Source organism: Macrococcus sp. GL_134, from assembly GCF_057834705.1.
Genome location: NZ_CM174409.1, coordinates 815,370 through 838,447, shown reverse-complemented (window position 1 = coordinate 838,447; position 23,078 = coordinate 815,370). Strand labels below are relative to the sequence as shown.

The following is a 23,078-nucleotide window of genomic DNA, read 5'->3' as shown; positions in this document are numbered from 1 at the left end:
TCCTCCTTACGATTCTTCCATCAAAGTCACAGTTTGTATCCCTTGACAGGCTCTAATTTCTTCCAGTACCTCTTCTGTAATATCTTCATCCAGTTCACAAGTCATCAACGCAATGTCACCTTTTTCTTTGCGGGACACCTGCATCTGACCGACATTGATCTGATGTTTACCTAGAATTTGTGTCACACTTGCAATGGAACCGAACGTATCCTGATGGAAGACGAGAAGAGTCGGATAGTTTCCCGATATCGCGATCGGGAAGCCGTTCAATGCAACGATTTCGATTTTTCCGCCACCGATTGAAATCCCTTCGATCGTCAGCTCCTTATCTCCATTCGACATATGAATAATCGCTGTATTCGGATGACTTTTGTCTTCTGTCATTTCTATGAACGACACGACCATTCCTTGTTCTTTAGCGATATTAAGCGCCTGAGGAATACGCGCGTCATCTGTATCAAATCCCATCAATCCTCCTACCAGCGCTACATCTGTCCCATGCCCTTTATATGTTTCCATAAAGGAACCATACAAATATATATCCGCATGTTTCGGTGTCTCACCGAATAAGTCACGGGCAACGAGTCCAATTCTCACTGCCCCTGCTGTATGAGATGATGACGGTCCGACCATGACAGGACCAATAATATCAAATACACTTCTATACTTCATCGCTTATCTACCCCTTTAAACCATCTAATGATTTGATTATAACACCATTTCAGCTCTATTTGCTGACCAGCCGTTTCAAAAAATAGCGTTTTCATAACGATCTGACTATTGCAGTCGATGTTCTGTCATCCATCATAAAGAACGCCCTGACAGTGCTGTCCAGGGCGTTCCAATAATTATTCGACTGCGAACATAAAGCTGTAAATCGGTTGTTTACCGTCCTGAACTTCTACTTCTATGTCTTCATATTGGTTTTCAAGAAAGTCAACGAGTGCATCCACTTCATCATCAGAAGCGTCTTCTCCTTTGAAAATCGTTACGATTTCACTGTCTTCATCAATCATAGCTGCAAGTAGTTCAGTACATACTTTCTGTTGACTGGAATCAGAAACTTTAATTTTGCTTTCAAAGAGCCCCATATAAGCCCCTTTTTTGATGTCGACTCCATCAATGGATGTATCACGGACAGCATAAGTCACAGAACCTGATTTAACATGAGAAAGCGCCTCAGTCATCTGTTCCTTATTATCTTCAAGAGCCGCATCAGGCATGAATGATAACATCGCTGTTACACCTTGAGGTACCGTCTTAGAAGGAATAACGGCAACAGGTACAGACACGACAGATGCTGCCTGTTCTGCTGCCATGATAATATTTTTATTGTTCGGCAGGATGATTGCTTCTTTACATTTAGAAGCTTCAATGACTTTGACAATATCTTCTGTTGAAGGGTTCATTGTCTGGCCGCCGCTGATGACATGTGTCGCTCCGATTGATTCAAAGAGTTCAGTAATACCATCACCCATAGAGATAGTGATGACTGCTTTGTCCACTTCTTTAGCCGCTGCCGGCTTGATACCCCGTTTACGAAGTACTTCTCTATGCTGTTCACGCATATTATCGACTTTGATTTTTATGATTTCTCCATATTGACTCCCATAAGTCAGTGCCTCACCCGGCGTTTCCGAATGGACATGTGTCTTAACAATTTCATCATCTGAAATTACAAGCAGTGAATCACCGAATTCAGCCATGTCATTTCTGAACGTATCTTCATCAAATGCCTTCTTGCCTGGCGTAAATCGAACCATGAACTCTGTACAGAAACCAGGCACGATATCCTCTGTCTTCACTACATCGCCGAAATCATGATCATCATTGACAAAAGAATCATCCAGCTTCGCTTGAGGAGGCGCAATAGCTTCACCTTTCATGACTGCAAGGAAGCCTTCGTAAACATACATCAGTCCTTGACCGCCACTGTCAACAACACCTACTTCTTTAAGTACAGGTAACAGTTCAGGTGTATTTTGAAGAGAATCATTTCCCGCTTCTACGATTGCTGTCATAATGTCAATGACATCATCTGTTGACTCAGCGACTTCCATACCGCGAGCACTTGCTTCACGAGCGACGGTAAGAATCGTTCCTTCAACAGGTTTCATGACTGCTTTGTATGCTGTTTTGACACCAGCATCAAACGCCTTGGCGAATTTCTTCGCATCGATATCAGCGTATTCCTCCACTGATTTGGAGAACCCTCTGAATAATTGGGACAGAATAACTCCTGAATTCCCTCTTGCACCCATCAGCAGTCCTTTTGAGAATGCTTTTCCGACATTTCCAATATGTGCTTCAATATGTGCTTCTGTTTCTTTTGCACCTGAAGTCATCGATAAGTTCATATTGGTCCCTGTATCACCGTCTGGGACCGGGAATACGTTAAGAGAATCTACGTACTCTGCGTTCTGAGATAAGTTATTTGCTCCAGCTAATATCATCTCAGCAAATAACCTGCCGTCAATCTTGTTCATTCAAATGATCCTCCTTATTCTTCCTCGTCCAATTTAATCACACGTACACCCTGTATATATATATTGACTGAATTGACTTTTAAGTTTAATCCTTTTTCAAGCGTATATTTAACAGCTGACTGTACATTGTTTGCAATTTCAGAAATCTTTGTGCCGTAAGCCACAATGATGTACATATCGACATCAAGTTTATCATCTTTCTGAGAGACAATAACACCTTTAGAATAGTTGTCGCGGCGTAAAATATCAGCAATACCATCTCTGACTTGATGTTTGCTGGCCATTCCAATAATACCGTAACATTCTACCGCAGCACCGCCGGCAATGGTTGCAATGACATCATTAGAAATATCAATGCTGCCGAACTCGTTCGTAATTTCTAAAGTCATAAGACCCCTCCTAATTTTTCATTCATCAAGTTATTATACGCAATATTTATAATAAAGTACAAGAAAACTCTAAAATTTGCACGTGTTAAACGTCCTTTTCAAGAGATTATAGACTATAGAAGTACTTGACTGGAAATAACTTGGCTTTAGCTCTCGAATCGACACATAATTTAATGTATAATTTTTTATAGAATTCAAAATTTTCTATTATTAAGGAGACGCTATGATTCAACAGTTGATTGCAGAACAACAAAAAGGCTATATCAGTGACATTGATGACTTGAAGCTGATTATGTGCGCCATTTTAAATGGCGGTCATGTGCTATTAGAAGGACCCCCTGGACTCGGCAAAACAAAACTTGCTCATACAATCAGTGAGACGCTCGGAGGGTCATTCAACCGGATACAGTTCACTCCTGACATTTTACCGAGTGATGTGACTGGTATTAAATTCTATCATCCCGGCACGCAGCAGTTCGAAATCAAGAAAGGTCCGATATTCACAAATATATTACTTGCTGATGAGATTAACCGTGCCACACCAAAGACACAGAGCAGCCTGCTTGAAGCGATGCAGGAGCAGACCGTAACTATCGACGACACGACATTCCCGCTGCCGGAACCATTCGTTGTTCTCGCTACTCAAAATCCAATGGAGCATGCTCAAGGAACTTTCCTGCTGCCACAAGCACAGATGGACCGTTTTATGGTTAGATTATATTTTGATTATCCGACGATCGATCAGGAACTGAAAATTATAAGCGGACAATATGATAATCATGTGGCTCAGATCATCAGTTCGAGCGATGAGCTGGCTCAGCTGAAGAAGGACAAAGATCAAGTTTTCTGTCATGACGATATTTATAAGTACATTACTTACATTGTTCACCATACGCGTACTGATCATGAACTCATTCAAGGTCTTAGTCCTCGTGCCGGCATACATATCGCAGAAATGGCAAAAGCACAGGCATTCATTAACAGTCGGAATTATGTCATACCGGATGATGTCAAATTCGTTCTGCCTGCCATCGCCTGCCACCGTGTGACGTTCCGTCATACGCAGCTTGCTGAACAAGACAAAGTAAATATCATCAATCGATTGGTCGGAGAAATTGATGTTCCGACGCTCTGACAAACGTATAGTCAACGGTCAAGTCTATATCGATCAGAATAAACAGTTCAGAATTCGGGCGCTGCTGCTCTTCTTCATACTCGCTGTCCTAGTCTTGCTGGCATCCAGTCACTTCATAGTGGCTGCTGTCCTCATGGTCATCATACTCATGATTGTGTTGGAAAATCGAGAGACGCTGTTAATCATTCAATCCATGCAGATAGAAGATAGACGTGATCATATCTATCCTGTTGTTGGGCAGTGGTTTAACTATGAACTATTCATCCGAACGAAAGACCATGTTCATACAAAGATGACGCTTCACCTCACACTTTCAAACGGCGCTCATACGTTCGAAAATCATTCAGGAAGTATGACTTATGACATAGAGACAAATGGTACAGCGAGACTGGATATTCCCATCTATATAAAAGAACGCGGGTCATTTCATGTAACGGTGGACAATGTAAAAGTACAAGGATTGTTTAATATACAATCAGTCAACATTGTCCCTATAACCTTTGTCAGCAGACTCTATGCATCTTATGGTGCATTTGAAGAACGGTCATTTCATTTCACGACAGAAGGTGAAGCGAACAAGACGATAGAAGGTGTCAGTATGGAGAAATATTCGACGATTCTTTATGATTACAGTCAGCCCTTCAATCAGATCGACTGGTCCGCTTCATTAAAAGCTCAGGAGATGCTGGTGAAGCAGACTGAAATACCTGTCACTAAAACAGTCGTATTAAGTTTAAACGTCGGCAGCTTTCACGACATCCATACGACTATTGAACAGCAGCTGCAGGAAATCTCTCATATGGCACTGACCTTATATGACCACGGGCAGCCATTTCTTATAGGAATCAATACAACAGCAACGGTGACGGAACAACACGCACCCATGCTATACGTCGATAGTGCACTGAAAAAAGACCATCTCCACCGGCTGATTGCGACATTTTCACAGGACAGCTATATTATGCCTTACAGTTCATTACTTCATATGATGGCTGCACAAGCTGATAGTACCGCAAAATGGTATCACTTCGGTCCAATAAACAACACGATTGCCTCCACTTTTGAGGAGCTGCACATTGTCCCTGTCATTATGGAGGTGAAGCTATGAAACGTCTCATACCTTATATTGCTATCATCCATATGACAGTGATATTGGTTCCGCTGCTGTTCATCGACTGGCGAAGCGCTGCTTTAATCTGTCTCGTTCCGCTCTGTCTCTATATCATGACTATAAAACAGCAGCGTTATCCTATCGGCCTGATTGCTGCATGTATTGTAATATTGTCACTCATCATACATGACATGTCACTGATTTACTTAATACTGCTGTCACTGCTTGTCATCATTTATTTTATGACGACAGATGTACCTCTGCTGTTATATATTCAGCTGCTCTACGGGGTGCATGTGATCTTCAACGACCACTTGAACCTACTCGCTGTCGCCTATGTCTGTCACATGGTGACGATGATTGTGCTGAGCTTCATCGGGCGTTCGATGAAGGATTTCATCTACAAGCTGCAGTACTTCGGTCTCCCAGTTGTAATATTACTGCTCGCATTTGCAGCTGTCAGAATCATCTATCCTTTCGTCATCGAACAAATTCCAGTTGATTTCATCAGAGAGTTTAAGTTCGATATTAAACCTATTGATGATCCAGAAAAAGTCGAAAAAATTGAAAAGATGCGTGGTGAACAACGTGAGATGCAACTGCCGGAGAGCGAACCGACTGTCAATCATTCACTCTATTACTTAGTTGCTTTCGGCTTGTTAACTGCAGCACTCATCGTCTGGAAGTTACGCGGAAACGAGATGCCGCGTATAGAATTCAGACCTGCCCCCCAAGTCATCACCCATGAATTCAAGCAGACTGAATTTCAGTTTGAGTCATCCTTACCAAAAAACTATATGAGACAGTTCAAAAAACTTGAGCGAACGGGAAGACGGTATGACATACATTTTTCAGCAGACGATACATTCAATGATTATTTGTCACGCTATCCTGATTCGGCTCAACTGATGTCATTATTCAATGAAATCCGCTATGCAGACCACGCCCCTGACAATAGTCAGTCAGTCAAACAAGAAGTCACTAAAACCATTCTGTTATTAAAACAAAGTGACGAATAAAGTTGCACTGAGCTGTAATATGTGATACATTACTATGGTATGTAAAAGATAAGTGTATCTCTATATATCATTAAAGGAGGAAATCACATGGCTAAAGTATGTCACGTTACAGGCCGTAAAGCCGTAACAGGTAACAATCGTTCTCACGCTATGAATGCGAACAAACGTCGCTGGAATGCTAACTTACAAAAAGTTAGAATCCTTGTCGATGGTAAACCTAAACGTGTATGGGTTTCTACTCGTGCATTAAAATCAGGTAAAGTGACTCGCGTTTAATGACTATATAGATACAGAAAAAAAAGACCTTTGTGTGGAAGGTCTTTTTTTTATGTCTATTTAACTGAATCTCTGCTTTGAACCATGTATACCATGCCATTCTCCACGGTCACTTCTGCACGTTCCGCAATGAATTCATTGGACACTGTCCTCGTCCTGCCCATTTCAAGCGGTGTACGAGGTAGTTCATATTTTAATCCTTCTATTGTCAATATCACTTGTTCACCGAGCGGAATGAACGACACATAAGTCATCGTTTCAGCATGTGTAATAATATGAGTTCCCGCAGCCAGTACTTGAATCATGTTTTGTTCATCAATAATATAGAACTCGCTCTTTGACAGTATGACATCAGGATGTGTCAATGCCTGCAGGTTACCGAGGAAATGATCCATCCGCCCACCCGTCGCTCCGTGAATGAACACACGGTCATAATCAAGCGTCAACGCATAACGGATGCCGACTTCAAGATCGGTCTCATCTTTTTCAGATGGCAGTACTTCCACCTGAATATGCTGGGTGATAAGTTCCCGTTCTTGTGGTGTAGTTGAATCAAAATCGCCGAATGCCGCAATCGGAGTGATTTGATGCTGGAGCAGTACGACTGTCCCGTAGTCAATACCGATCCAATCTTCGTGTGCCAGCTGAGTCAACGTATCTTCAGTGACACCTGTGTATGTACAAAGTAGATGTAAGTCCATATCATTCACCTCTAAGCTTCTGTACGGATTGATGATAGTCAGCATTGCTGAAGAAGTATGAGCCTGCCACTAGTACATCGGCACCCTGTTCTCTGCACAAGGCTGCTGTTTCTTCGTTGATACCGCCGTCCACTTCAATTTCATATGATAAGCCGTGTGTCTTACGATATTGATCCAAATAACTGATTTTCTCAAGCATGCTGTCTATGAATGACTGACCGCCGAATCCTGGGTTGACAGTCATCACCAGTACTAAGTCAACCTCTTTAAGCACTGGATTGAGCAATGTCACATTCGTACCTGGATTGATAGTGACACCTGCCTTCTTACCCTTCTGCCTGATCATCTGCAGTGCACGATGAATATGAGGGGTCGCCTCCAGATGAACCGTGATAATATCACTGCCGGCATCTGCAAAATCATGAATGTACTGCTCTGGATTTGCAATCATCAGATGACTATCAATAGTCAGCTCGGTAATTTGACGCAGTTGTGATAAAATCGGTAGTCCAAATGAAATATTCGGCACAAACTGACCATCCATAACGTCAAAGTGCAGATAATCCGCACCGCTCTCCTCCAATTTCTTGACTTCTTCATAGAGTTTTGTAAAATCACATGATAATAAACTTGGGGCTATTTTGACCATTAATACCTCACCTTCCTTGTTTCTATCTCATTCATCAGCTGCAAATAGTTATCATATCTTGACTGCATGATTTCACCCGTTTCTACCGCATCTTTAACTGCACATGATGGTTCGTTGACGTGCAGACATTCACGATACTTACATAGTTCTTCCCTTGCAGCAAACTCAGGGAAGCAGTTTTTAAGAATATATTTATCGATATGTGCAATATCAAGGGCACTGAATCCTGGTGTATCAGCAAGATACTGATCATTAATTTTAATCAGTTCTACATGACGTGTCGTATGTTTCCCGCGGTTCAATGCATTCGAGATGACTCCAGTCTCTAGATTGCTGTCAGGTTTGACAGCATTGATCAGTGACGATTTACCGACGCCGGACTGGCCGCTCAGAACATTGATACCGTCCACCAGTATGTGAGTGAGCGCAGACTGATCTTCCAAATTTGATACGAAGTAAGTCCTATAGCCGATCGCTTCATATTTTTTCAGCTGATTGTCAATCCAAGATATTTCATCCATGCTCAGCAAATCTTTCTTCGTCACTATAAGACACGGTTCAATATCGTAACTCTCAACAATGACTAGAAATTTATCGATTAAATTTTTGCTGAACTCTGGTTCTTTGGCACTCATGACGACCAGTACTTGATCAATATTTGCAACTGGTGGTCGTTTCAGTTCATTACGACGAGGTTTGAGTTCTGTAATATAACCATCTGTTTGGTTTTCAATTTGAAATACTACTTCATCACCGACAAGCGGCGATAATCCTTTTTTGCGGAATACACCGCGGGCACGGCACTGGAAGCTTTCACCTTCGCTATCCACGTAATAAAAACCGCTTAATGCCTTATAAATCAATCCTTCTCTCACTGACTCACCTCATTTATCAAAATTTAAATGCATAATTGTCACTAGTTTAACATATTTAATCATGGAGGACATGTTGTGTCTCTGGAAAGGTAACAGTAATGACGGTTCCACGGTTCAATTCACTATCGACCATCAATTCGGCATTGTGAAGCAGAGCAATTTCATGCACAATGGCCATGCCAAGACCATTAGAAGGAATCGTGTCCTCATTAGTATTAGTTTTGTAGAACCGTTCGAATAGATGTCGCCGCGTTTCGTCATCCATGCCTTGTCCGTTATCACTGATTTGAAACACTGCCCTACCGTCTTTTAATTTCAATGACAATCTTATTTCTGTTTCAACCGGTGAATATTTGATGGCATTGGATAACAGATTGGTAAGCAGCTGATAGATTAAATCTTGATGCCCGACTATCATAATATCATCCAAGTCCGCAATGATCAGTTGTTCTTTGCTGTCCAGTTGAAATAACATCGATTGAATGACATCCTGTGCTATTGTTTTACCGTTGAATGGCTGCTTGTTCAACTGCACGCCTTCGTTCTCAATAGCGGCTAGCATCAGTAACTGTTGAGTCAGCTTGCTGAGCCGGTTGGATTGATGTTCGATAGCTGCAATGATATCGCTGTCTTGAGATTCTTTTAATTGTTGAGTCAGTCCAAGCAGGTTAGTAATTGGTGATTGAATCTCATGGCTGACGTTCGCTACAAAACGTTCATTCATTTCTTGGTGACTTTTAATTGCCTCACTCATCTCTTCCATTTCTCGAGCAAGTACCCCAATTTCATCAGGTCGATCGACTGCGGAAACATCACTATAATCTCCTCGTCGAATACGTTCAGCAAATGATTGAAGTTGAATCACCGGACTCACGATGCTGTTTGAGCTGATCAGTACAAATATGATTGAAAATAAAACAATCAAAGTAAGCAGTATCGCTAGAAAGATACGAAATTCGCCCATACTTTGTCCCACATCTGGTCGCATATAGACATCATATATACGACCATCCACTTTCATTTGAACACCGACTGTATTTTTAGTTTCATTATCAAAAAATCCAGTGATAAATAAATTGAACGGCCGATTTTTAATCCCGTGATAGATCGTATCACCGAGAGGTTCGATGTTTAAGTTTTGCAGTCGAAACGGTGTACCGAAATATTGTGCTTGTCCGTTGTTGACTGCAACGACCTGAAAATTCAAATCAGCCACCTGATTAAAATAATCATCGCTCGAAATATTTGGATGTCGTTCTATAAACTGTTTCTGCTCTAGCAAAGTATGAGTGATCCGTGCATCATTCTTAGGTTTTAAATATATATGATAGCAGACATTGGTCAACAAAAAAGCAATGAGACTGCTTACAATCATCACTACTAATGTATAGAAAATAAACTGGGTCGATAATCGTTTAAACATGCTGCACCTTATAGCCTATACCGCGCACTGTCATGATTTCAACAGAAGCATCCACTGCAGCCAATCGTTTTCTCAGCCGCTTAATATGCACATCAATCGTCCGCTCATCACCTTCATAATCATATCCCCATACTTGAGAGATCAGTTCATCGCGTGGTGCGACTCTCGGGTGCTGCTGAATTAATGTACGCAGCAGTTCGAATTCTTTTCTCGGTAGATATAATGACTGTCCGTTAATATCAACCGTATAGCTTTCTGGATTAACCACCACATTGCCAAGTTTCATGAGCTCTGACGTGACATGATAACGGCTGAGTACAGCCTTTATTCTAAATTGAAGTTCTTCTGTACTGAAAGGTTTCGTCACATAATCATCAGACCCCGCTTCAAATGCCTGGCGTTTGTCATTTAATTCACTTCTCGCTGTTAACATGATGACAGGTTTCTGATAGAAGTTTTTAATATCATCACATAGTAAAAAGCCATTAGTTCCAGGCATCATTACATCAACCACACATAAATCGATATCACCGGCATCGAGCAATGTCATGGCTTCACCTGCATCTCTTGCACCTATCACAGTGAAGTCAGACAGACCGTGTATGACCATCTCTCTAATATTCTTCTCATCATCAACTATCAAAATTGTAGGTTTCATTTTTTCTCCTGTTCATATTGCGTTCATATTAATATTTTAAACTCGTTATATCATAAGTTAAGGAAAGGAAGATCATCATGAAATTAGCGTTAAAAGAACTCTCTTATTATAAACTGAAATACTTACTCATTACAGCGATTTTATTCCTGCTTGCATTTCTCGTATTATTTGTTTCTAGTTTAGCACAAGGATTAGGACAAGATAACGTTTCAATGATTGATCATATGAATGCCAAGTATTATATCGTTGATGAAGAAGCTGACCATCAGCTGACACAATCTGCCCTTAGCGACAAAGACAGAAAAGTACTTGAAGCTCATGATATAGGGATGTTATCAATGCAGCTACTTCCTATGACGAATAATCTCACTGTAGCGGCCATCTATTCAGACAATCTACCGGCGCGCACTCTCGTTGCTGGACGTATGCCTGAAGCGGCCGACGAAATGGCTGTCGACGAGTCACTAAAAGGCGACTTAAAATTGAACGATACACTCACAGTAAAAAATAAAGAGGATGGACAGCAGACCATTCGCTATAAAGTGACTGGTTTCATTGAAAAAGAAATGTATGCCCATACATCTGCTGCCATTGTTACAAAGTCTGGATTCAAATTATTTAATCCTGATGTTACGCCTAATGCTGGACTGATAAACTCTGAACTGGACAAAGATATTAAAGATGACCTAAAAAATTCTGACATTATTACAGCTGACGAATTGAAAAAAGGAATCCCAAGCTATGAGGCAGAGCAGATGCCATTACAGCTCATGGTGATATTCTTATTCGTTATCTCAGCCATTGTAATCTCTGCGTTCTTTTATGTAATTACCATTCAAAAGACGAATGAATATGGAATATTAAAAGCGATTGGAATGAAAAACCGTAAAATTGCGCTCGTTATTCTAATCGAAATTATGTTGATAACTTTTATCGGTGTCACAACAGCGATTATACTGACTATTGTTATCGCTATGTTTCTGCCAGTGACTATGCCGTTCTATTTGAACGAAAGTCTCGCATTGATTCTTACCGGTTTGTTCTTTGTTGTGTCATTGATTGGAGCGATGATGTCACTCATTAAAGTTATAAAAATAGACCCACAAGTGGCCTTAGGAGGAGAATAGTATGTTATCCATTGAAAATATTTCTAAAACTTACGGCAGTGGTGAACAGGCCGCTCACGTATTAAAAGATATTAATCTTCAGATTGAAGCAGGTGAAATTATTGCATTATACGGGCCATCAGGATCAGGAAAAAGTACCCTTTTGTCTATTGTAGGAGCACTTCTCACACCTACAGGTGGTGATATTAAATTAAATGGTCGCACATGGCGTCAATTGTCCGATAATGAAAGAACAGAAATGAGACTAAAAGATATCGGATTTATCTTTCAGTCGTCTCACTTAATTCCTTATTTGAATGTTACAGACCAGCTGGTTACTGTCGGTACTGAAGCAGGACAAACAAAAAAACAAGCAGCACTACGTGCTGAAGAGTTATTGACTTCTTTCGGGTTAGGTCATCGTCTCAACGCTTTCCCAAAAGAATTATCCGGAGGAGAAAAACAAAGAACAGCAATTGCCCGCGCATTTATGAATGATCCAAAATTAATTCTCGCTGATGAACCAACGGCAAGCCTTGACAAAGAGCGTGCTTCTGAAGTGGTTGAAATGTTAAAACAACGTGTCAAACAATCAGGTGCTGCCTGTATCATGATCACTCATGATCAGCGACTCTTCAACTATACAGATCAAACGTATTATCTAGAAGATGGTGATTTAATCACAGAAAGCCATTCATAGAAAAAACCCGCTGTTGTAGTGAACCCAAAAAGTTGAACTTTTTATTAAGCTACTTTCATTAAAGCAAGATTTCTGTATTCTACAGGAGTCTTGCTTTTTAATTTTCTCTTCTTTCTGACTAAATTATAATACTCCATATAGTCAATAATCTCCTCTTCTAGTTCATCATAAGAATCAAATGTTTCTCCATAAAACATTTCTTGTTTTAAAATACCAAAGAAATTCTCCATCGGAGAATTATCAAGACAATTACCTTTTCTAGACATGCTTTGAATAATTCTATTCTTTTTCAAAGATTGTACCCAAGATTTATGCTGATATTGCCACCCTTAATCGGAATGGATTGTAGTTCTATAGGGAAGGTCTGGAATTACATTAATTGCTTTTAACAATGATTCCACAACGAATTCCAATGTTGGACGCTTACTAATTGAATAAGAAATAATCTCTTTCGAACATACATCAAAAATTGTTGACAGATATAGCTTAGTTCCATTTTTAATGTTGAATTGTGTTACATCAGTAAGTAATTTTTGATATGGGCGATTAGTTACGAATCTACGATTCAATTTATTCTTAGCTGTTTTGCCAACTTTCCCTTTGTACGACTTATATGTTCTATTTCTATGCTTAAACTTTGTACAAAGTAAATTATTTTCTCTCATTATTCTAAGAACTTTTTTATGGTTAACTACAAAACCTAACTCTCTTAGTTCGTCGGTTACTGTACGATAACCTATCCTATTTTTATGTTTGTTAATGATTTCTTTAATCAAAGTAATTAAATAATTGTCTTTATGTTTAGTGACACTAAGTCGTAATTTCCAATAATGGTATACACTTTTCGCTATCATAGCTACTGATAATATTTCTTTTAACTTATAGTTAGATTCATTCCTTAACTCGATAATAGCAGCTACTATTTCTTTGTTTGATTTTTTCGAGCTAAGGATTGTAACTTTTTTTCGAGAGCAATTGCGATTTCTAATCTCCTGTTTTCCTCACGTAAGCGTATTAATTCTTGTCGTTCACTTTCGTTTAAACTAGTGTTATCAACCTTTTTATTTTTCATAGTTTTAGACGCACGACCCTTCGGTTTTGATTCTAAACCTAGGATACCATATTGATTGTATTTCATCTGCCACTGAGCTATTAAAGTAGGATTAGTAATCTCAAAGATTCTAGCAGTTTCTTTATATGAAAGTTGATTAGTAATTCTATACTGAATGATTCTTAATTTTTCATCTGTTGAATATTTCTTTCTGGTCATACTGGATATAAGGCCGTCAATACCGAAGGTATCAAATTGGTAAGTCCATGTTTTTAGTTGTGAAGGATCGATATCATATTTGTTACTTAATGAATCATAACCAATATTTCCTTCTTTATATTCTTTGATTAGTTTTAATTTAAAATCAAGATCATGCTTTTTATTCAAAATAAACACCCCTAAAGTTGAATTTTAAGGTTCAACTTTAGGGGTGCACTTCATGTCCGGACAGCGGGTTTTTTTAACTATCGATACGTTTAATCGGTGGCGCCTTATATGACGGCAGTGAAATGGGAATCGATTCATAGACCACTTCATTTGCCGGCAGTTCAAACCACTTTGTCGGTGAAGCAGTATATTTTTTCAGCATGATTTTCAACTGCATGATCAGTCGATCAAACCATGAAATATTAGCATCAATCGGCAGTTCATCCATCAGCAGTATGTAAGCGAAGTCGCCGATGATTCTTGTAGGGTTTGTTCCGTATACACGTGTCTGTTCGTCAATACAGCCTTCTTTCAGCATATGGGCCGCAATCTGCTTGATGTACAGATTGATATTCTGATGAATTCTGAAGCCAAGTATCAACTGAACCTTAAAGATGTTTTTTGTTCCGAAGCTCTCTATTTGATAATTGACTTGAAATGGTTTGTCAGACACTTTGACATTGACGAACCAGTAGACGTCTGCCCGCTTCGGTCTTCCATCCAGGATTGATTTCAATGCCTGCTTCTCTATCATCTTCATCTCATCCGTTGTAGATAAATAGACCAAGTTGGTTGCATATTTTGGAACGCTGTCATCTGCTGCCAGCGCCTTCAGCTGATTGACGTAAAGGTCAATATATACATCAAACGTACGCTTATTTTTAATTTGATAGCCTTTGTACCAGATGACCATCAATCCGATGACAGCTACTGAAATCAATACTGCGATATAACCACCGTGCAGGAATTTAGCAAGACTTGAGAAGAAGAATGCACTCTCAAGCATCATAAAAAATCCAGTGATTATTATAATCAGACCTCTGTCGACATTCTTCATCGATAGATAATGATAGATTAATATTGTCGACATCAACATCGTCACTGTAATACTTAAACCATAGGCAGCCTCCATATTGACTGATGTCTTGAAATACAGGACGACTAAAATACATAGTAACCATATACTTAATGTGACAGCCGGGATATACATCTGCCCTTTCATCGTTGATGGATATTTTATATCGAGTTTCGGCAGCAGCCTTAAGTGAATCGCTTCTGACACTAATGTAAAGCTGCCTGAGATTAAGGCTTGAGAAGCGATAATCGCAGCCCCCGTCGCGATGATCACACCAAAGACGATAAAAGAATCCGGCATCACTTGAAAGAATGGATTCAAGTCTTGATGATCCAGCATATCCTGTTTTTTAATATGGTCGATAATCCATGCTGACTGTCCAAAATAACTGAGTAGCAGCATTAATTTGACAAACGGCCATGTGCGAAAGATAGAATGCTTCCCAACATGCCCCATATCTGAATACAATGCCTCAGCACCGGTCGTCGACAGAAAGACTGTTCCGAGAATGAGCAGCCCCATCTTATTACTGTCGTCGAACAAGACGCGTATCCCATATAACGGATTGAACGCTCGCAGCACAGACAAATCTGTTGATAATTGAATAATACCGAACAGTCCCATCATAGAAAACCATATCAGCATAAAAGGACCGAATATTTTACCGATGCTGCCGGTTCCAAACCGCTGAGCAAAAAATATGAGTGAGATAATCACAATGACGATTATGACGATATTTGTTCGGTCGGTAACGAGACTGTTTTTCAAGGCAGGAATCTCCTGCATCCCTTCTATAGCAGCTGTCACTGTGACTGCAGGCGTCAATACACCATCAGCCAGCAATGCAGCGCCTCCGATGATCGCAGGAACTATCAACCAGCGTCTCCGCTTTCGCACTAATGTATAGAGGCTGAAGATGCCACCTTCGCCGTGGTTATCAGCCTGCATCGCAATGAGTACATATTTGACCGTTGTGAGTAATGTAATCGTCCAAATGACCAGGGACAGACAGCCGATGATATAATCTTCAGTCATTGCTCTCATGCCACCGTTCGTTTCAACAATCGCTTTCATCACATATAAAGGAGATGTTCCGATATCTCCGTAGACAATTCCAAGGGCCACTAACATTAATCCTAATTGGACCTGTCTATTATTTCGCGGCATAACTATACCTTCTTCTCTTAAATTATTGAGCTTACAATGGTATATCATACAGCGGCTTATCCAATATAGCAATCCTTATTTGATTAAAATATCACCCCTGTTATCTACGTCCATGTTATACTAAACACGTAATCAATTATTGCTGTGAGGTGCTAAAATGACAATTAAATCTGTAACTACTGAAGCATTGCAGGATGCACTGCAATCTGCAACTGACGATATTGTTCTAGACGTGAGAGAAGTTGACGAATTCACTAACGGGCATATTCATGATGCGGTCAATATGCCGTTATCCTCTCTTGATGAACATGCGATGGAACTAGACAATCATAAAGCTTATTATGTCATCTGCAAACGCGGCGGTCGTTCTCAACAAGCAGCCGATTATTTACATGAATTAGGTTATGATGTGACGAATGTTGAAGGCGGCATGGATGACTGGCATGGAGAAATAACCTATTAAAAAAAGATTCTGTCAATGACAGAATCTTTTTTTGTTATACTGTACGGTCAAAGTTTAAACGTACATTTTCAATGTCCATCCCACTCTTCACACGACCTGGCAATTTAGTTCGGTCAACTGTGAAGTCCTGTGCCGGAACATCATATGTGATTTCACTTGCAAAGTATTTCATTGTTTCTTCCATGATGATGATGGTCATCCATTCACCAGCACAACGGTGATTTGTATAGTAATCGCCGCCACCTTGAGGAATTAAGTCAAATGGTGAACCATCCCAGTTTTCGAAACGTTCTGGATAGAAACGTTCTGGATCTTCCCATAAGTCTTCACGGTGCAATGTACCGAAGATATCTAGTACAATCATTGTATCTTTCGGAATGATATGGCCTTGGAAATCGATATCTACTTTAGCTTTTGCAGGAAGGAAAGGAACAAATGGGAAGTATCTTCTCAATTCCTGAGTGAATTTGTAAGCATAGTTATTTTCGTTTGCTGCGACTCTTTCGCGTTCACCTGGAAACTCATGGAGTGCAAGAACACCATAAGCAATAAAACGGTTGATCGCTACTAACGGACGAATAACATTCATCAAATCAACGGCTGCAATTCTTGAATCCATATGGTTCCCCTGGAAGTCTTTCCAGTGACTGAATGAATGAAGTGCCGTTCCTTCTTCAGGATGAAGCTTACCTTTACGTGTATCGATAATTTGCTTTTCAAGGAAATCTTCTACACGCGCACGTGCTTTCTTCGCTTCACGGTAACCTTTATAAGCAGTACCGATAGAACCAAATGAATCGATCATTTTGTCCATATCCATTGCATGCTGCTCAATTTTTTCAGGTTTGTCAGTCACCCCTGCCCAGCGGAAGCCGACTTTAGTCAACAGAATAATAGATTCTTTGTAGACATTCACTTTGCCCATCAGCTGCATGCGTTCTGTGTTTTGATACCAGAAATTACGCGTTAATTTTCTCAAATATTCAAGATTGTTTTCAGTCATTAAAGACATGAATAATGATTTTCTGTCAATGTGAACTTTATCCGTTGTTGTATGAATCGCACCTTTACCAAACAGTGTTTTTACAACACGTGGCGGCAATGTATTTTTACGTTCAATTTTATCATTGTCATAAAATAACTCTGCTGCTTCTTTGCCGCTGATAACCATAGCGCGTGTGCCGCCAAGGACACGTGTCTCGAAGATATCAGAATTGAATTTTTTAGTACGGTTAGAAACGTATTCATATCCTTCTTTCATGACAGTTAATGTTTTGTCTATTCCCTTATCCTTTGGAATGGGCTTGCTCATCAGAATTCCTCCTATGTACTTATACTAATGTTCTTCATCTTTATACTACTGCTGAATATTAAGCCGGGCCAATAACTCTTGTATACCCGCCTCTCTGATATCATCATGCAAATATGAAGACTCATTTAATTCTACCATAACATCCGGAAGAACTGTTCTATCTTTATCTGTAGAGTAAATAAAAAAATGATCCCCGAGCGCTATTTTCTCAAGCCGCCCGGCCTGACCGTATGTTTCTCGTCCCACTAGCCTTCCTTGACCCTCAAAATAGGATGCGAGCCGCTCCGCACTGCCTTTAGTGAATGAATCGATGAGCAGCACAAATTGTTTTGACGCCAACTGCTCGACCATCCAGATAATCTGATTTTCAGGGACAACACCGTACGACTGTCTTAAATCAATGAGGACCGGCCCGATGTCATGATGCAAATATTGATGCAATGCTTTGATTTCATAGATAATGACTTCAGAAAACCCACGATGCTCCGTTTCTGATATTCTTATATCATCTTCATAGACATGAAGATCAAACTCATAGGACTGATTGCCACGCTTGACTTGTGCACGATTCTGTTTTCTTAAAATAGGATGCCAGTCCTGTCTTTCAGGAGGTTCATTAAATAGCAGTTTCTTGTAACGCTCTGCTAGTTCAGCGATAGTGTCTCCTGACAGTGCCGTAATCTCATCTCCTACAACAAACTGAAGCGCGTTTTCAACATCAGTCACAATCAATGCATCATGATGTCTTCTGACACGTATGCCATTTGTCCAGTCATGCTGATCAATATAATCCATTGATTTGACATTGAATTCTCCTAAATATTCAACCATCAACTGCTGGAAAGTAAGACTGTTCGGTGACAACTTACGAAAAATCTCTTCATAGTTGCTGCTCACTTCATCGTCTCTATAACCTAGTGTTTCCAGACGTTGTTTGACCTCCAGAAAAATCGCCAAGTAATTATCCATGATTGTCCTCCTTCTAATGACGTTTATCACGATGATTATAAAACATTGTACCCTGTTTATCATATGAATAGACTATTAATTTAACAAATTACCTTCACGCTGCTAGCTTTCCTGGACAACAGGTTCCCGGGCTGAATATAAAGATGACCAAATGATGATCAGTATCATACTAATGATGACAGCTGTCAGCATCACATTATGGATCGTCCCGCCTATCATTAGTGGAAGTGCATAAATATAACCCATCACGGTTGAACCAATTGAGTTACCAAAACTCTTTGTCAGCGTATATAACGACATCATCCGCTTCATGTGCTCAGGGGAGGATTCTTCCTGTACAGTCACACTATTTTTAGTATAGACCGTACCGAAACTTGCACCCGCAAGCAGAAGGCTCACTGCAACAAGTAACGGTGCCTCGCTGCCGAACAATAAAATCACGCTGCAGATAATCAAACTTGTGAAGGCGGTTAAATACAATGTTTTCTTCGTTCGACCTGCCTCAAATCTTGCAAGAGAAAAGTTAATGGAAATCCAGGCAAGCGACAACGGAAAAATCGTCAGACCACTCTGCAGCGGTGACAGTCCGACCTGCTCCTGCAAGTACAGCGGCATATATAAGTTATAACCCATCAATATGATTCCAAATAGAAATTCAGTAATAAAGACAATGACGGTATGCCGGTTGAATTCATTCACCGGAATGAAAGGCAGCGGCTCTTTTTTCTCGATTTTTAACAGTACATAACCCGCAGCGACTGCAATCACTACTGCAAGAATATTAATCGTCATATGAGATTTGTTCATGACTGCAGTCAAGATCGCAGCAATCAATAGGTAAAACATCGTCATTCCTTTGTAATCCAGGCGCTGATTGATGAGCACCTCATCTTCGAAATGGAACGTCATAAGAACGAGAATGCCTGCGATAATGGCAATCGGAATATTGACAAAGAACAACCAGTGCCAAGTAGCAATTTCTAGAATGGCACCACCGAGCAGCGGACCGAGCAGACTAGCGACACCCCAGACACTACCGACCATTCCCATCACTTTGTAACGGAATGGAATAGGAAATGCAAGCTTCGGAACAATTTGGCTGAGCGCCATCAAAATACCCGACCCGAGCCCTTGAATGAAACGGGATGCCACAAGAAAAGTGAATGTCTCACTTAACCCTGAAAATAGACTTCCTGCTGTGAATAACAGCAATCCAGCAATTGTTAAATAAATGATTTTGAATCTAGATAATAACTCCCCGACAATTGGATTAGCAATGACAATCGCAATGAAATACACTGCAAAAACGAGAGATATTGAACTTGTGACATTTAAATCTTCTTTGATTGTTGGCAGCGCCAGAGAAATAATAGATGTCTCAATAGCAGACATAAACATAATCAAAATTAAAGCGATAATGATAATGGTTGATTTATAATTCATAATTGACCTCTCTTCCCGCTAAAATCATAACATAGTTGCGGACTATATTTGATAGATAACATAAAAGCACCAGTCCAATGACTGGTGCTATATTTCGTCGTAATCAATCACTTCTTTTTGAAAAATTTCACCATCAATTTTGATGATGTAAGTTGCCTGTTGATCAGGCTCGATAGTCATCATTATTTTTTTAGTGGTTTCCTTATCCATTTCGAATGATTCAAATACTTCATCCTGACTATTGTTTTTATCATTGATATAGATTTCTACAATCTGTTTAGGCGTTTCTTCAGGCTGACCTTCTTCAGTGGAAGTGTTCTCACTTTTTTTATATGGAATGGTCACTGACTCTGTGTACTTTTTATCCGGTTGATTGGGTTCTTCAGTCGTTGGTTTCTCTGTCGTTGGTTCCTCTGTTTCGGGTTCTTCAGTCCTAGGCGCTTCAGTTGTCGGCTTATCTTCAGTCGGCTCTTTCCCTTTTGAAACTTCGAAATTAATCGTAGAACCAAACGCAAATTTCATATTTTTAGCATTTTGTGAGATAATACTGCCTTTTTTCACATCATCGCTGTAATTTTCAGCAATGACATTTACGACAAAGCCTAGCGCTTCCAGTTCTGATCGTGCCAAGTCCATCGATTGACCCGTATAATCATCTACATAGATCTGCTGAGGACCTTTAGAAACCTTGAATGTAATAGTTGACTGACTAGGTATAACCTGGCGACCTGGATTTAAGCTCTGTGACAAGATAATATCTTCTTCTTCCGCATTATACACTTCTTTGACTGTTACTTTCTTAAACCCTGCTTTTTCAAGTGTTGTTCTTACTCCGTCAATTTTTTTGCCTTTATAATTTTTGACAGTATATTTCTTAAGACCTTTTGAAACGAGCAGATTGACTTTTGTCATTTCCTTTAGTTTAGTGCCTGATTTTGGAGAAGCACTGATGATTTGACCATCATCATAATCAGCGGAATACTCATAACTCACGGTCCCTTTTCTTAAATTCTCCTGTTCGAGCAATGCAACCGCTTCAGCCAGGCTCTTATTGTCAAAGTCAGGGACATCACTGTATTTCGGCAAAAACATATACCAGATAATTCCACTGAGCAGCAGTAACATGAATAATAACGGAACTAGTAAGAGCAGAAGCTTATTTTTTGCCGGCTGCTGTTCATGTTCTGTATCACTATCAACAGCAGTTGCCGTCACAGGGCTGACCGTCTTCGTCTGTTCATCGATGACGGGAATCATCATCGTCTTATCATCCATGATTTTAAAGGGCTCTTCCTTCTCTCTCGCTGTATCAAGTACAGTAGACAGATCTTCATACATATTTTCAGTCGACCGGTACCTGCTGTACTTATCTTTCATCGTTGCCTTGATGACAACATTTTCAAGACTTTGAGGGACATCTGTCCGGACAGATGAAATTTCAGGAAGGGGGTCCTGGATATGCTTAATAGCAATACTCACTGGCGAATCACCTTCAAACGGTGGATGACCAGTCAACATCTCAAACAAGACAATACCGATAGAATAAATATCCGCAGATTCGTCTGCTGCTTTTCCTTTCGCCTGCTCAGGCGGCAGGTAGTGGACAGATCCCATCACATGATTCGTCTGTGTCATCGCCGTTTCACTCAAAGCGCGGGCAATTCCGAAATCAGTGATCTTAACTTCCTTGTTGTCGGTCAGCAATATATTTTGAGGCTTGATATCTCTATGAATGATCATATGGTGATGGGCATCACCGATTCCACGGAGAATCTGCTTTGTGAAGAGAATTGCTTCATCAACAGACAACGGCCCGTGTTCACGAATATATTCCGATAATGTCGGCCCTTCTATATACTCCATAATTAAATAGTAATGATGATCATCTTCGTCAACATCAATCACTTTAACGATGTTAGGATGAGATAATGTTGTTGCATTCTGAACTTCGCGCTCAAACCTCTGTACGACCCGCTCTTTGTCATTCGGAGGAATATTGATAATTTTTACCGCTGCTTTTCTGTTGAGAATAATATCCTCAGCAAGATAAACATTGCTCATTCCACCGCCGCCGATATAGCGGATCAGTCTATAGCGTTCACTGATGATGGTCCCAAGCATTAGCGGGCACCCCCTAAGTGACAGAGGACGAATGATACATTGTCCTGCACATTACTTTTCAGTGCCAAGTCAATCAATGCTGCCCCGATTTGCTCAAGATGACCTTCTTCATTGAAGACTTCATGAATGTGCTGTTCAGGTACATAATCGGTCAAACCATCTGACGACAGCATGATCGTATCGTAATGCTTCGTTTCGTAGAAAAATATATCTGGATGTACCCGTTTGTCTGTCCCAAGTACTTTCGTAATGATATTGCGCTGAGGATGGCGTGCCGCCTCTTCTTTTGTCAGTTCACCTGCCATGACCAAATGATTGACGAAGCTGTGGTCATGAGTCAATTGTCTGAACTCACGCTCATTGATGAAATAAGCTCTTGAATCACCAACATTGGCAATGACCACTTTTCCTTCAAATATCATGGCGGCCACCAATGTGGTCCCCATGCCATGATTGACATCATGTTGATGAGCGAGACTATATAGCTGGCGGTTAATATCTGAAATATTGGACTTCAACCAGCTTTCGGCCTGCTGATATTCAATATAGTTTTCTTCCTCAAAACGTTCCTTAATCCGTGTGGCAACAAAGCTGCTGGCTACATCCCCTGCATTATGTCCGCCCATTCCGTCACAAATCAGTAATAGGACTTGACCGGTATGGTTTCTAAAGACACCACCCGCATCTTCATTGCGTGTACGCGTCCCACCTATATCTGTAAAAAAATGTGCATCCATCAGCT

24 protein-coding genes are annotated in these 23,078 nt (G+C 40.3%); 7 read left to right on the top strand and 17 right to left on the bottom strand.

The window, feature by feature from the left end:
• Positions 1–6 precede the first annotated feature (6 nt).
• The 3 genes from sdaAB to AC3IPL_RS04350 all read right to left on the bottom strand — a co-directional run bounded on the left by sdaAB (position 7) and on the right by AC3IPL_RS04350 (position 2,875).
• The gene (gene sdaAB / locus AC3IPL_RS04360) at positions 7–672 is read right to left on the bottom strand and encodes an L-serine ammonia-lyase, iron-sulfur-dependent subunit beta (RefSeq protein WP_489242004.1); all 666 of its coding nucleotides are present in this window, start codon (positions 670–672) and stop codon (positions 7–9) included.
• 176 nt (positions 673–848) lie between these two features.
• Positions 849–2,486, bottom strand: a complete 1,638-nt coding sequence (locus tag AC3IPL_RS04355) for a DAK2 domain-containing protein (protein ID WP_489242003.1) — start codon at positions 2,484–2,486, stop codon at positions 849–851.
• Between the two features lie 14 nt (positions 2,487–2,500).
• Positions 2,501–2,875 (bottom strand): Asp23/Gls24 family envelope stress response protein, encoded by a 375-nt coding sequence (locus tag AC3IPL_RS04350; protein ID WP_489242002.1) that lies wholly within the window; start codon positions 2,873–2,875, stop codon positions 2,501–2,503.
• A gap of 223 nt (positions 2,876–3,098) precedes the next feature.
• Here AC3IPL_RS04350 and AC3IPL_RS04345 point away from each other — a divergent pair, with 223 nt between their 5' ends.
• The 4 genes from AC3IPL_RS04345 (at position 3,099) to rpmB (ending at position 6,416) form a co-directional block, all read left to right on the top strand.
• Positions 3,099–4,010, top strand: a complete 912-nt coding sequence (locus AC3IPL_RS04345) for an AAA family ATPase (RefSeq protein WP_489242001.1) — start codon at positions 3,099–3,101, stop codon at positions 4,008–4,010.
• Positions 3,994–5,118: a DUF58 domain-containing protein gene (locus AC3IPL_RS04340; RefSeq protein ID WP_489242000.1), complete on the top strand. Its 1,125-nt coding sequence runs from the start codon at positions 3,994–3,996 to the stop codon at positions 5,116–5,118. Before AC3IPL_RS04345 ends, AC3IPL_RS04340 begins: the two co-directional genes overlap by 17 nt.
• Positions 5,115–6,140, top strand: coding sequence for a hypothetical protein (locus AC3IPL_RS04335; RefSeq protein ID WP_489241998.1), 1,026 nt, complete (start codon positions 5,115–5,117; stop codon positions 6,138–6,140). The genes AC3IPL_RS04340 and AC3IPL_RS04335 overlap by 4 nt, the downstream gene beginning before the upstream one ends.
• An 87-nt stretch (positions 6,141–6,227) precedes the next feature.
• A complete protein-coding gene (gene rpmB, locus AC3IPL_RS04330) occupies positions 6,228–6,416 on the top strand; it encodes a 50S ribosomal protein L28 (protein ID WP_133444440.1) in 189 nt (62 codons plus the stop codon).
• A gap of 56 nt (positions 6,417–6,472) precedes the next feature.
• Here the strand turns inward: rpmB and AC3IPL_RS04325 are convergent, their stop codons facing one another.
• From AC3IPL_RS04325 to AC3IPL_RS04305, 5 genes are read right to left on the bottom strand one after another with little or no spacing between them, the layout of a single operon-like run.
• Positions 6,473–7,117, bottom strand: coding sequence for a thiamine diphosphokinase (locus AC3IPL_RS04325; RefSeq protein WP_489241997.1), 645 nt, complete (start codon positions 7,115–7,117; stop codon positions 6,473–6,475).
• 1 nt (position 7,118) lies between these two features.
• Positions 7,119–7,766: a ribulose-phosphate 3-epimerase gene (gene rpe, locus AC3IPL_RS04320; RefSeq protein WP_489241996.1), complete on the bottom strand. Its 648-nt coding sequence runs from the start codon at positions 7,764–7,766 to the stop codon at positions 7,119–7,121.
• Positions 7,766–8,641 (bottom strand): ribosome small subunit-dependent GTPase A, encoded by an 876-nt coding sequence (rsgA, locus tag AC3IPL_RS04315; RefSeq protein WP_489241995.1) that lies wholly within the window; start codon positions 8,639–8,641, stop codon positions 7,766–7,768. Before rsgA ends, rpe begins: the two co-directional genes overlap by 1 nt.
• A gap of 55 nt (positions 8,642–8,696) precedes the next feature.
• Positions 8,697–10,064: a HAMP domain-containing sensor histidine kinase gene (locus tag AC3IPL_RS04310; RefSeq protein ID WP_489241994.1), complete on the bottom strand. Its 1,368-nt coding sequence runs from the start codon at positions 10,062–10,064 to the stop codon at positions 8,697–8,699.
• Complete coding sequence (locus AC3IPL_RS04305; RefSeq protein WP_489241993.1) at positions 10,057–10,722, bottom strand: response regulator transcription factor; 666 nt, start codon at positions 10,720–10,722, stop codon at positions 10,057–10,059. Before AC3IPL_RS04305 ends, AC3IPL_RS04310 begins: the two co-directional genes overlap by 8 nt.
• A 77-nt stretch (positions 10,723–10,799) precedes the next feature.
• Here AC3IPL_RS04305 and AC3IPL_RS04300 point away from each other — a divergent pair, with 77 nt between their 5' ends.
• Together AC3IPL_RS04300 and AC3IPL_RS04295 are read left to right on the top strand one after the other, a co-directional pair.
• Positions 10,800–11,849, top strand: coding sequence for an ABC transporter permease (locus AC3IPL_RS04300; protein ID WP_489241992.1), 1,050 nt, complete (start codon positions 10,800–10,802; stop codon positions 11,847–11,849).
• A gap of 1 nt (position 11,850) precedes the next feature.
• Positions 11,851–12,528: an ABC transporter ATP-binding protein gene (locus tag AC3IPL_RS04295; RefSeq protein WP_489241991.1), complete on the top strand. Its 678-nt coding sequence runs from the start codon at positions 11,851–11,853 to the stop codon at positions 12,526–12,528.
• Positions 12,529–12,572: 44 nt separating this feature from the next.
• Here AC3IPL_RS04295 and AC3IPL_RS04290 read toward each other — a convergent pair whose 3' ends face one another.
• The 4 genes from AC3IPL_RS04290 to AC3IPL_RS04275 all read right to left on the bottom strand — a co-directional run bounded on the left by AC3IPL_RS04290 (position 12,573) and on the right by AC3IPL_RS04275 (position 16,028).
• Positions 12,573–12,821, bottom strand: coding sequence for an IS3 family transposase (locus AC3IPL_RS04290; protein WP_219503253.1), 249 nt, complete (start codon positions 12,819–12,821; stop codon positions 12,573–12,575).
• 36 nt (positions 12,822–12,857) lie between these two features.
• Complete coding sequence (locus AC3IPL_RS04285; protein ID WP_489242266.1) at positions 12,858–13,436, bottom strand: IS3 family transposase; 579 nt, start codon at positions 13,434–13,436, stop codon at positions 12,858–12,860.
• Between the two features lie 11 nt (positions 13,437–13,447).
• Positions 13,448–13,975: a helix-turn-helix domain-containing protein gene (locus AC3IPL_RS04280; RefSeq protein ID WP_101042853.1), complete on the bottom strand. Its 528-nt coding sequence runs from the start codon at positions 13,973–13,975 to the stop codon at positions 13,448–13,450.
• A gap of 64 nt (positions 13,976–14,039) precedes the next feature.
• On the bottom strand, positions 14,040–16,028 hold the full coding sequence (locus tag AC3IPL_RS04275) for a KUP/HAK/KT family potassium transporter (RefSeq protein WP_489241990.1): 1,989 nt from the start codon (positions 16,026–16,028) through the stop codon (positions 14,040–14,042).
• Positions 16,029–16,185: 157 nt separating this feature from the next.
• Here AC3IPL_RS04275 and AC3IPL_RS04270 point away from each other — a divergent pair, with 157 nt between their 5' ends.
• Positions 16,186–16,491 carry a rhodanese-like domain-containing protein gene (locus AC3IPL_RS04270; protein ID WP_489241989.1) on the top strand — a complete coding sequence of 102 codons (306 nt, stop codon included), beginning with the start codon at positions 16,186–16,188 and terminating at the stop codon, positions 16,489–16,491.
• A 34-nt stretch (positions 16,492–16,525) separates the two neighbouring features.
• On the opposite strand, the gene AC3IPL_RS04265 is transcribed toward AC3IPL_RS04270, so the two are convergent.
• The 5 genes from AC3IPL_RS04265 to AC3IPL_RS04245 all read right to left on the bottom strand — a co-directional run bounded on the left by AC3IPL_RS04265 (position 16,526) and on the right by AC3IPL_RS04245 (position 23,076).
• On the bottom strand, positions 16,526–17,803 hold the full coding sequence (locus tag AC3IPL_RS04265; protein WP_489241988.1) for a cytochrome P450: 1,278 nt from the start codon (positions 17,801–17,803) through the stop codon (positions 16,526–16,528).
• A 45-nt stretch (positions 17,804–17,848) separates the two neighbouring features.
• Positions 17,849–18,772 carry a hypothetical protein gene (locus tag AC3IPL_RS04260; protein ID WP_489241987.1) on the bottom strand — a complete coding sequence of 308 codons (924 nt, stop codon included), beginning with the start codon at positions 18,770–18,772 and terminating at the stop codon, positions 17,849–17,851.
• Between the two features lie 102 nt (positions 18,773–18,874).
• Entirely contained in the window at positions 18,875–20,215 is a 1,341-nt protein-coding gene (gene sdrM / locus AC3IPL_RS04255) for a multidrug efflux MFS transporter SdrM (RefSeq protein ID WP_489241986.1), read from the bottom strand.
• A gap of 87 nt (positions 20,216–20,302) precedes the next feature.
• A complete protein-coding gene (gene pknB, locus AC3IPL_RS04250) occupies positions 20,303–22,336 on the bottom strand; it encodes a Stk1 family PASTA domain-containing Ser/Thr kinase (RefSeq protein ID WP_489241984.1) in 2,034 nt (677 codons plus the stop codon).
• A complete protein-coding gene (locus tag AC3IPL_RS04245; RefSeq protein ID WP_489242264.1) occupies positions 22,336–23,076 on the bottom strand; it encodes a Stp1/IreP family PP2C-type Ser/Thr phosphatase in 741 nt (246 codons plus the stop codon). The genes pknB and AC3IPL_RS04245 overlap by 1 nt, the downstream gene beginning before the upstream one ends.
• Between the last annotated feature and the right edge of the window lie 2 nt (positions 23,077–23,078).

Bases quoted from the DNA above. Each gene is read 5' to 3' on its own strand.
- AC3IPL_RS04345 (WP_489242001.1), top strand. From the start codon at position 3,099: ATGATTCAACAGTTGATTGCAGAACAACAAAAAGGCTATATCAGTGAC.
- sdrM (WP_489241986.1), bottom strand. From the start codon at position 20,215: ATGAATTATAAATCAACCATTATCATTATCGCTTTAATTTTGATTATG.
- rpmB (WP_133444440.1), top strand. From the start codon at position 6,228: ATGGCTAAAGTATGTCACGTTACAGGCCGTAAAGCCGTAACAGGTAAC.
- AC3IPL_RS04295 (WP_489241991.1), top strand. From the start codon at position 11,851: ATGTTATCCATTGAAAATATTTCTAAAACTTACGGCAGTGGTGAACAG.
- AC3IPL_RS04260 (WP_489241987.1), bottom strand. From the start codon at position 18,772: ATGGATAATTACTTGGCGATTTTTCTGGAGGTCAAACAACGTCTGGAA.
- AC3IPL_RS04355 (WP_489242003.1), bottom strand. From the start codon at position 2,486: ATGAACAAGATTGACGGCAGGTTATTTGCTGAGATGATATTAGCTGGA.
- sdaAB (WP_489242004.1), bottom strand. From the start codon at position 672: ATGAAGTATAGAAGTGTATTTGATATTATTGGTCCTGTCATGGTCGGA.
- AC3IPL_RS04265 (WP_489241988.1), bottom strand. From the start codon at position 17,803: ATGAGCAAGCCCATTCCAAAGGATAAGGGAATAGACAAAACATTAACT.
- AC3IPL_RS04350 (WP_489242002.1), bottom strand. From the start codon at position 2,875: ATGACTTTAGAAATTACGAACGAGTTCGGCAGCATTGATATTTCTAAT.
- AC3IPL_RS04270 (WP_489241989.1), top strand. From the start codon at position 16,186: ATGACAATTAAATCTGTAACTACTGAAGCATTGCAGGATGCACTGCAA.
- AC3IPL_RS04275 (WP_489241990.1), bottom strand. From the start codon at position 16,028: ATGCCGCGAAATAATAGACAGGTCCAATTAGGATTAATGTTAGTGGCC.
- AC3IPL_RS04300 (WP_489241992.1), top strand. From the start codon at position 10,800: ATGAAATTAGCGTTAAAAGAACTCTCTTATTATAAACTGAAATACTTA.
- AC3IPL_RS04305 (WP_489241993.1), bottom strand. From the start codon at position 10,722: ATGAAACCTACAATTTTGATAGTTGATGATGAGAAGAATATTAGAGAG.
- AC3IPL_RS04335 (WP_489241998.1), top strand. From the start codon at position 5,115: ATGAAACGTCTCATACCTTATATTGCTATCATCCATATGACAGTGATA.
- AC3IPL_RS04325 (WP_489241997.1), bottom strand. From the start codon at position 7,117: ATGGACTTACATCTACTTTGTACATACACAGGTGTCACTGAAGATACG.
- AC3IPL_RS04310 (WP_489241994.1), bottom strand. From the start codon at position 10,064: ATGTTTAAACGATTATCGACCCAGTTTATTTTCTATACATTAGTAGTG.
- AC3IPL_RS04340 (WP_489242000.1), top strand. From the start codon at position 3,994: ATGTTCCGACGCTCTGACAAACGTATAGTCAACGGTCAAGTCTATATC.
- pknB (WP_489241984.1), bottom strand. From the start codon at position 22,336: ATGCTTGGGACCATCATCAGTGAACGCTATAGACTGATCCGCTATATC.
- rpe (WP_489241996.1), bottom strand. From the start codon at position 7,766: ATGGTCAAAATAGCCCCAAGTTTATTATCATGTGATTTTACAAAACTC.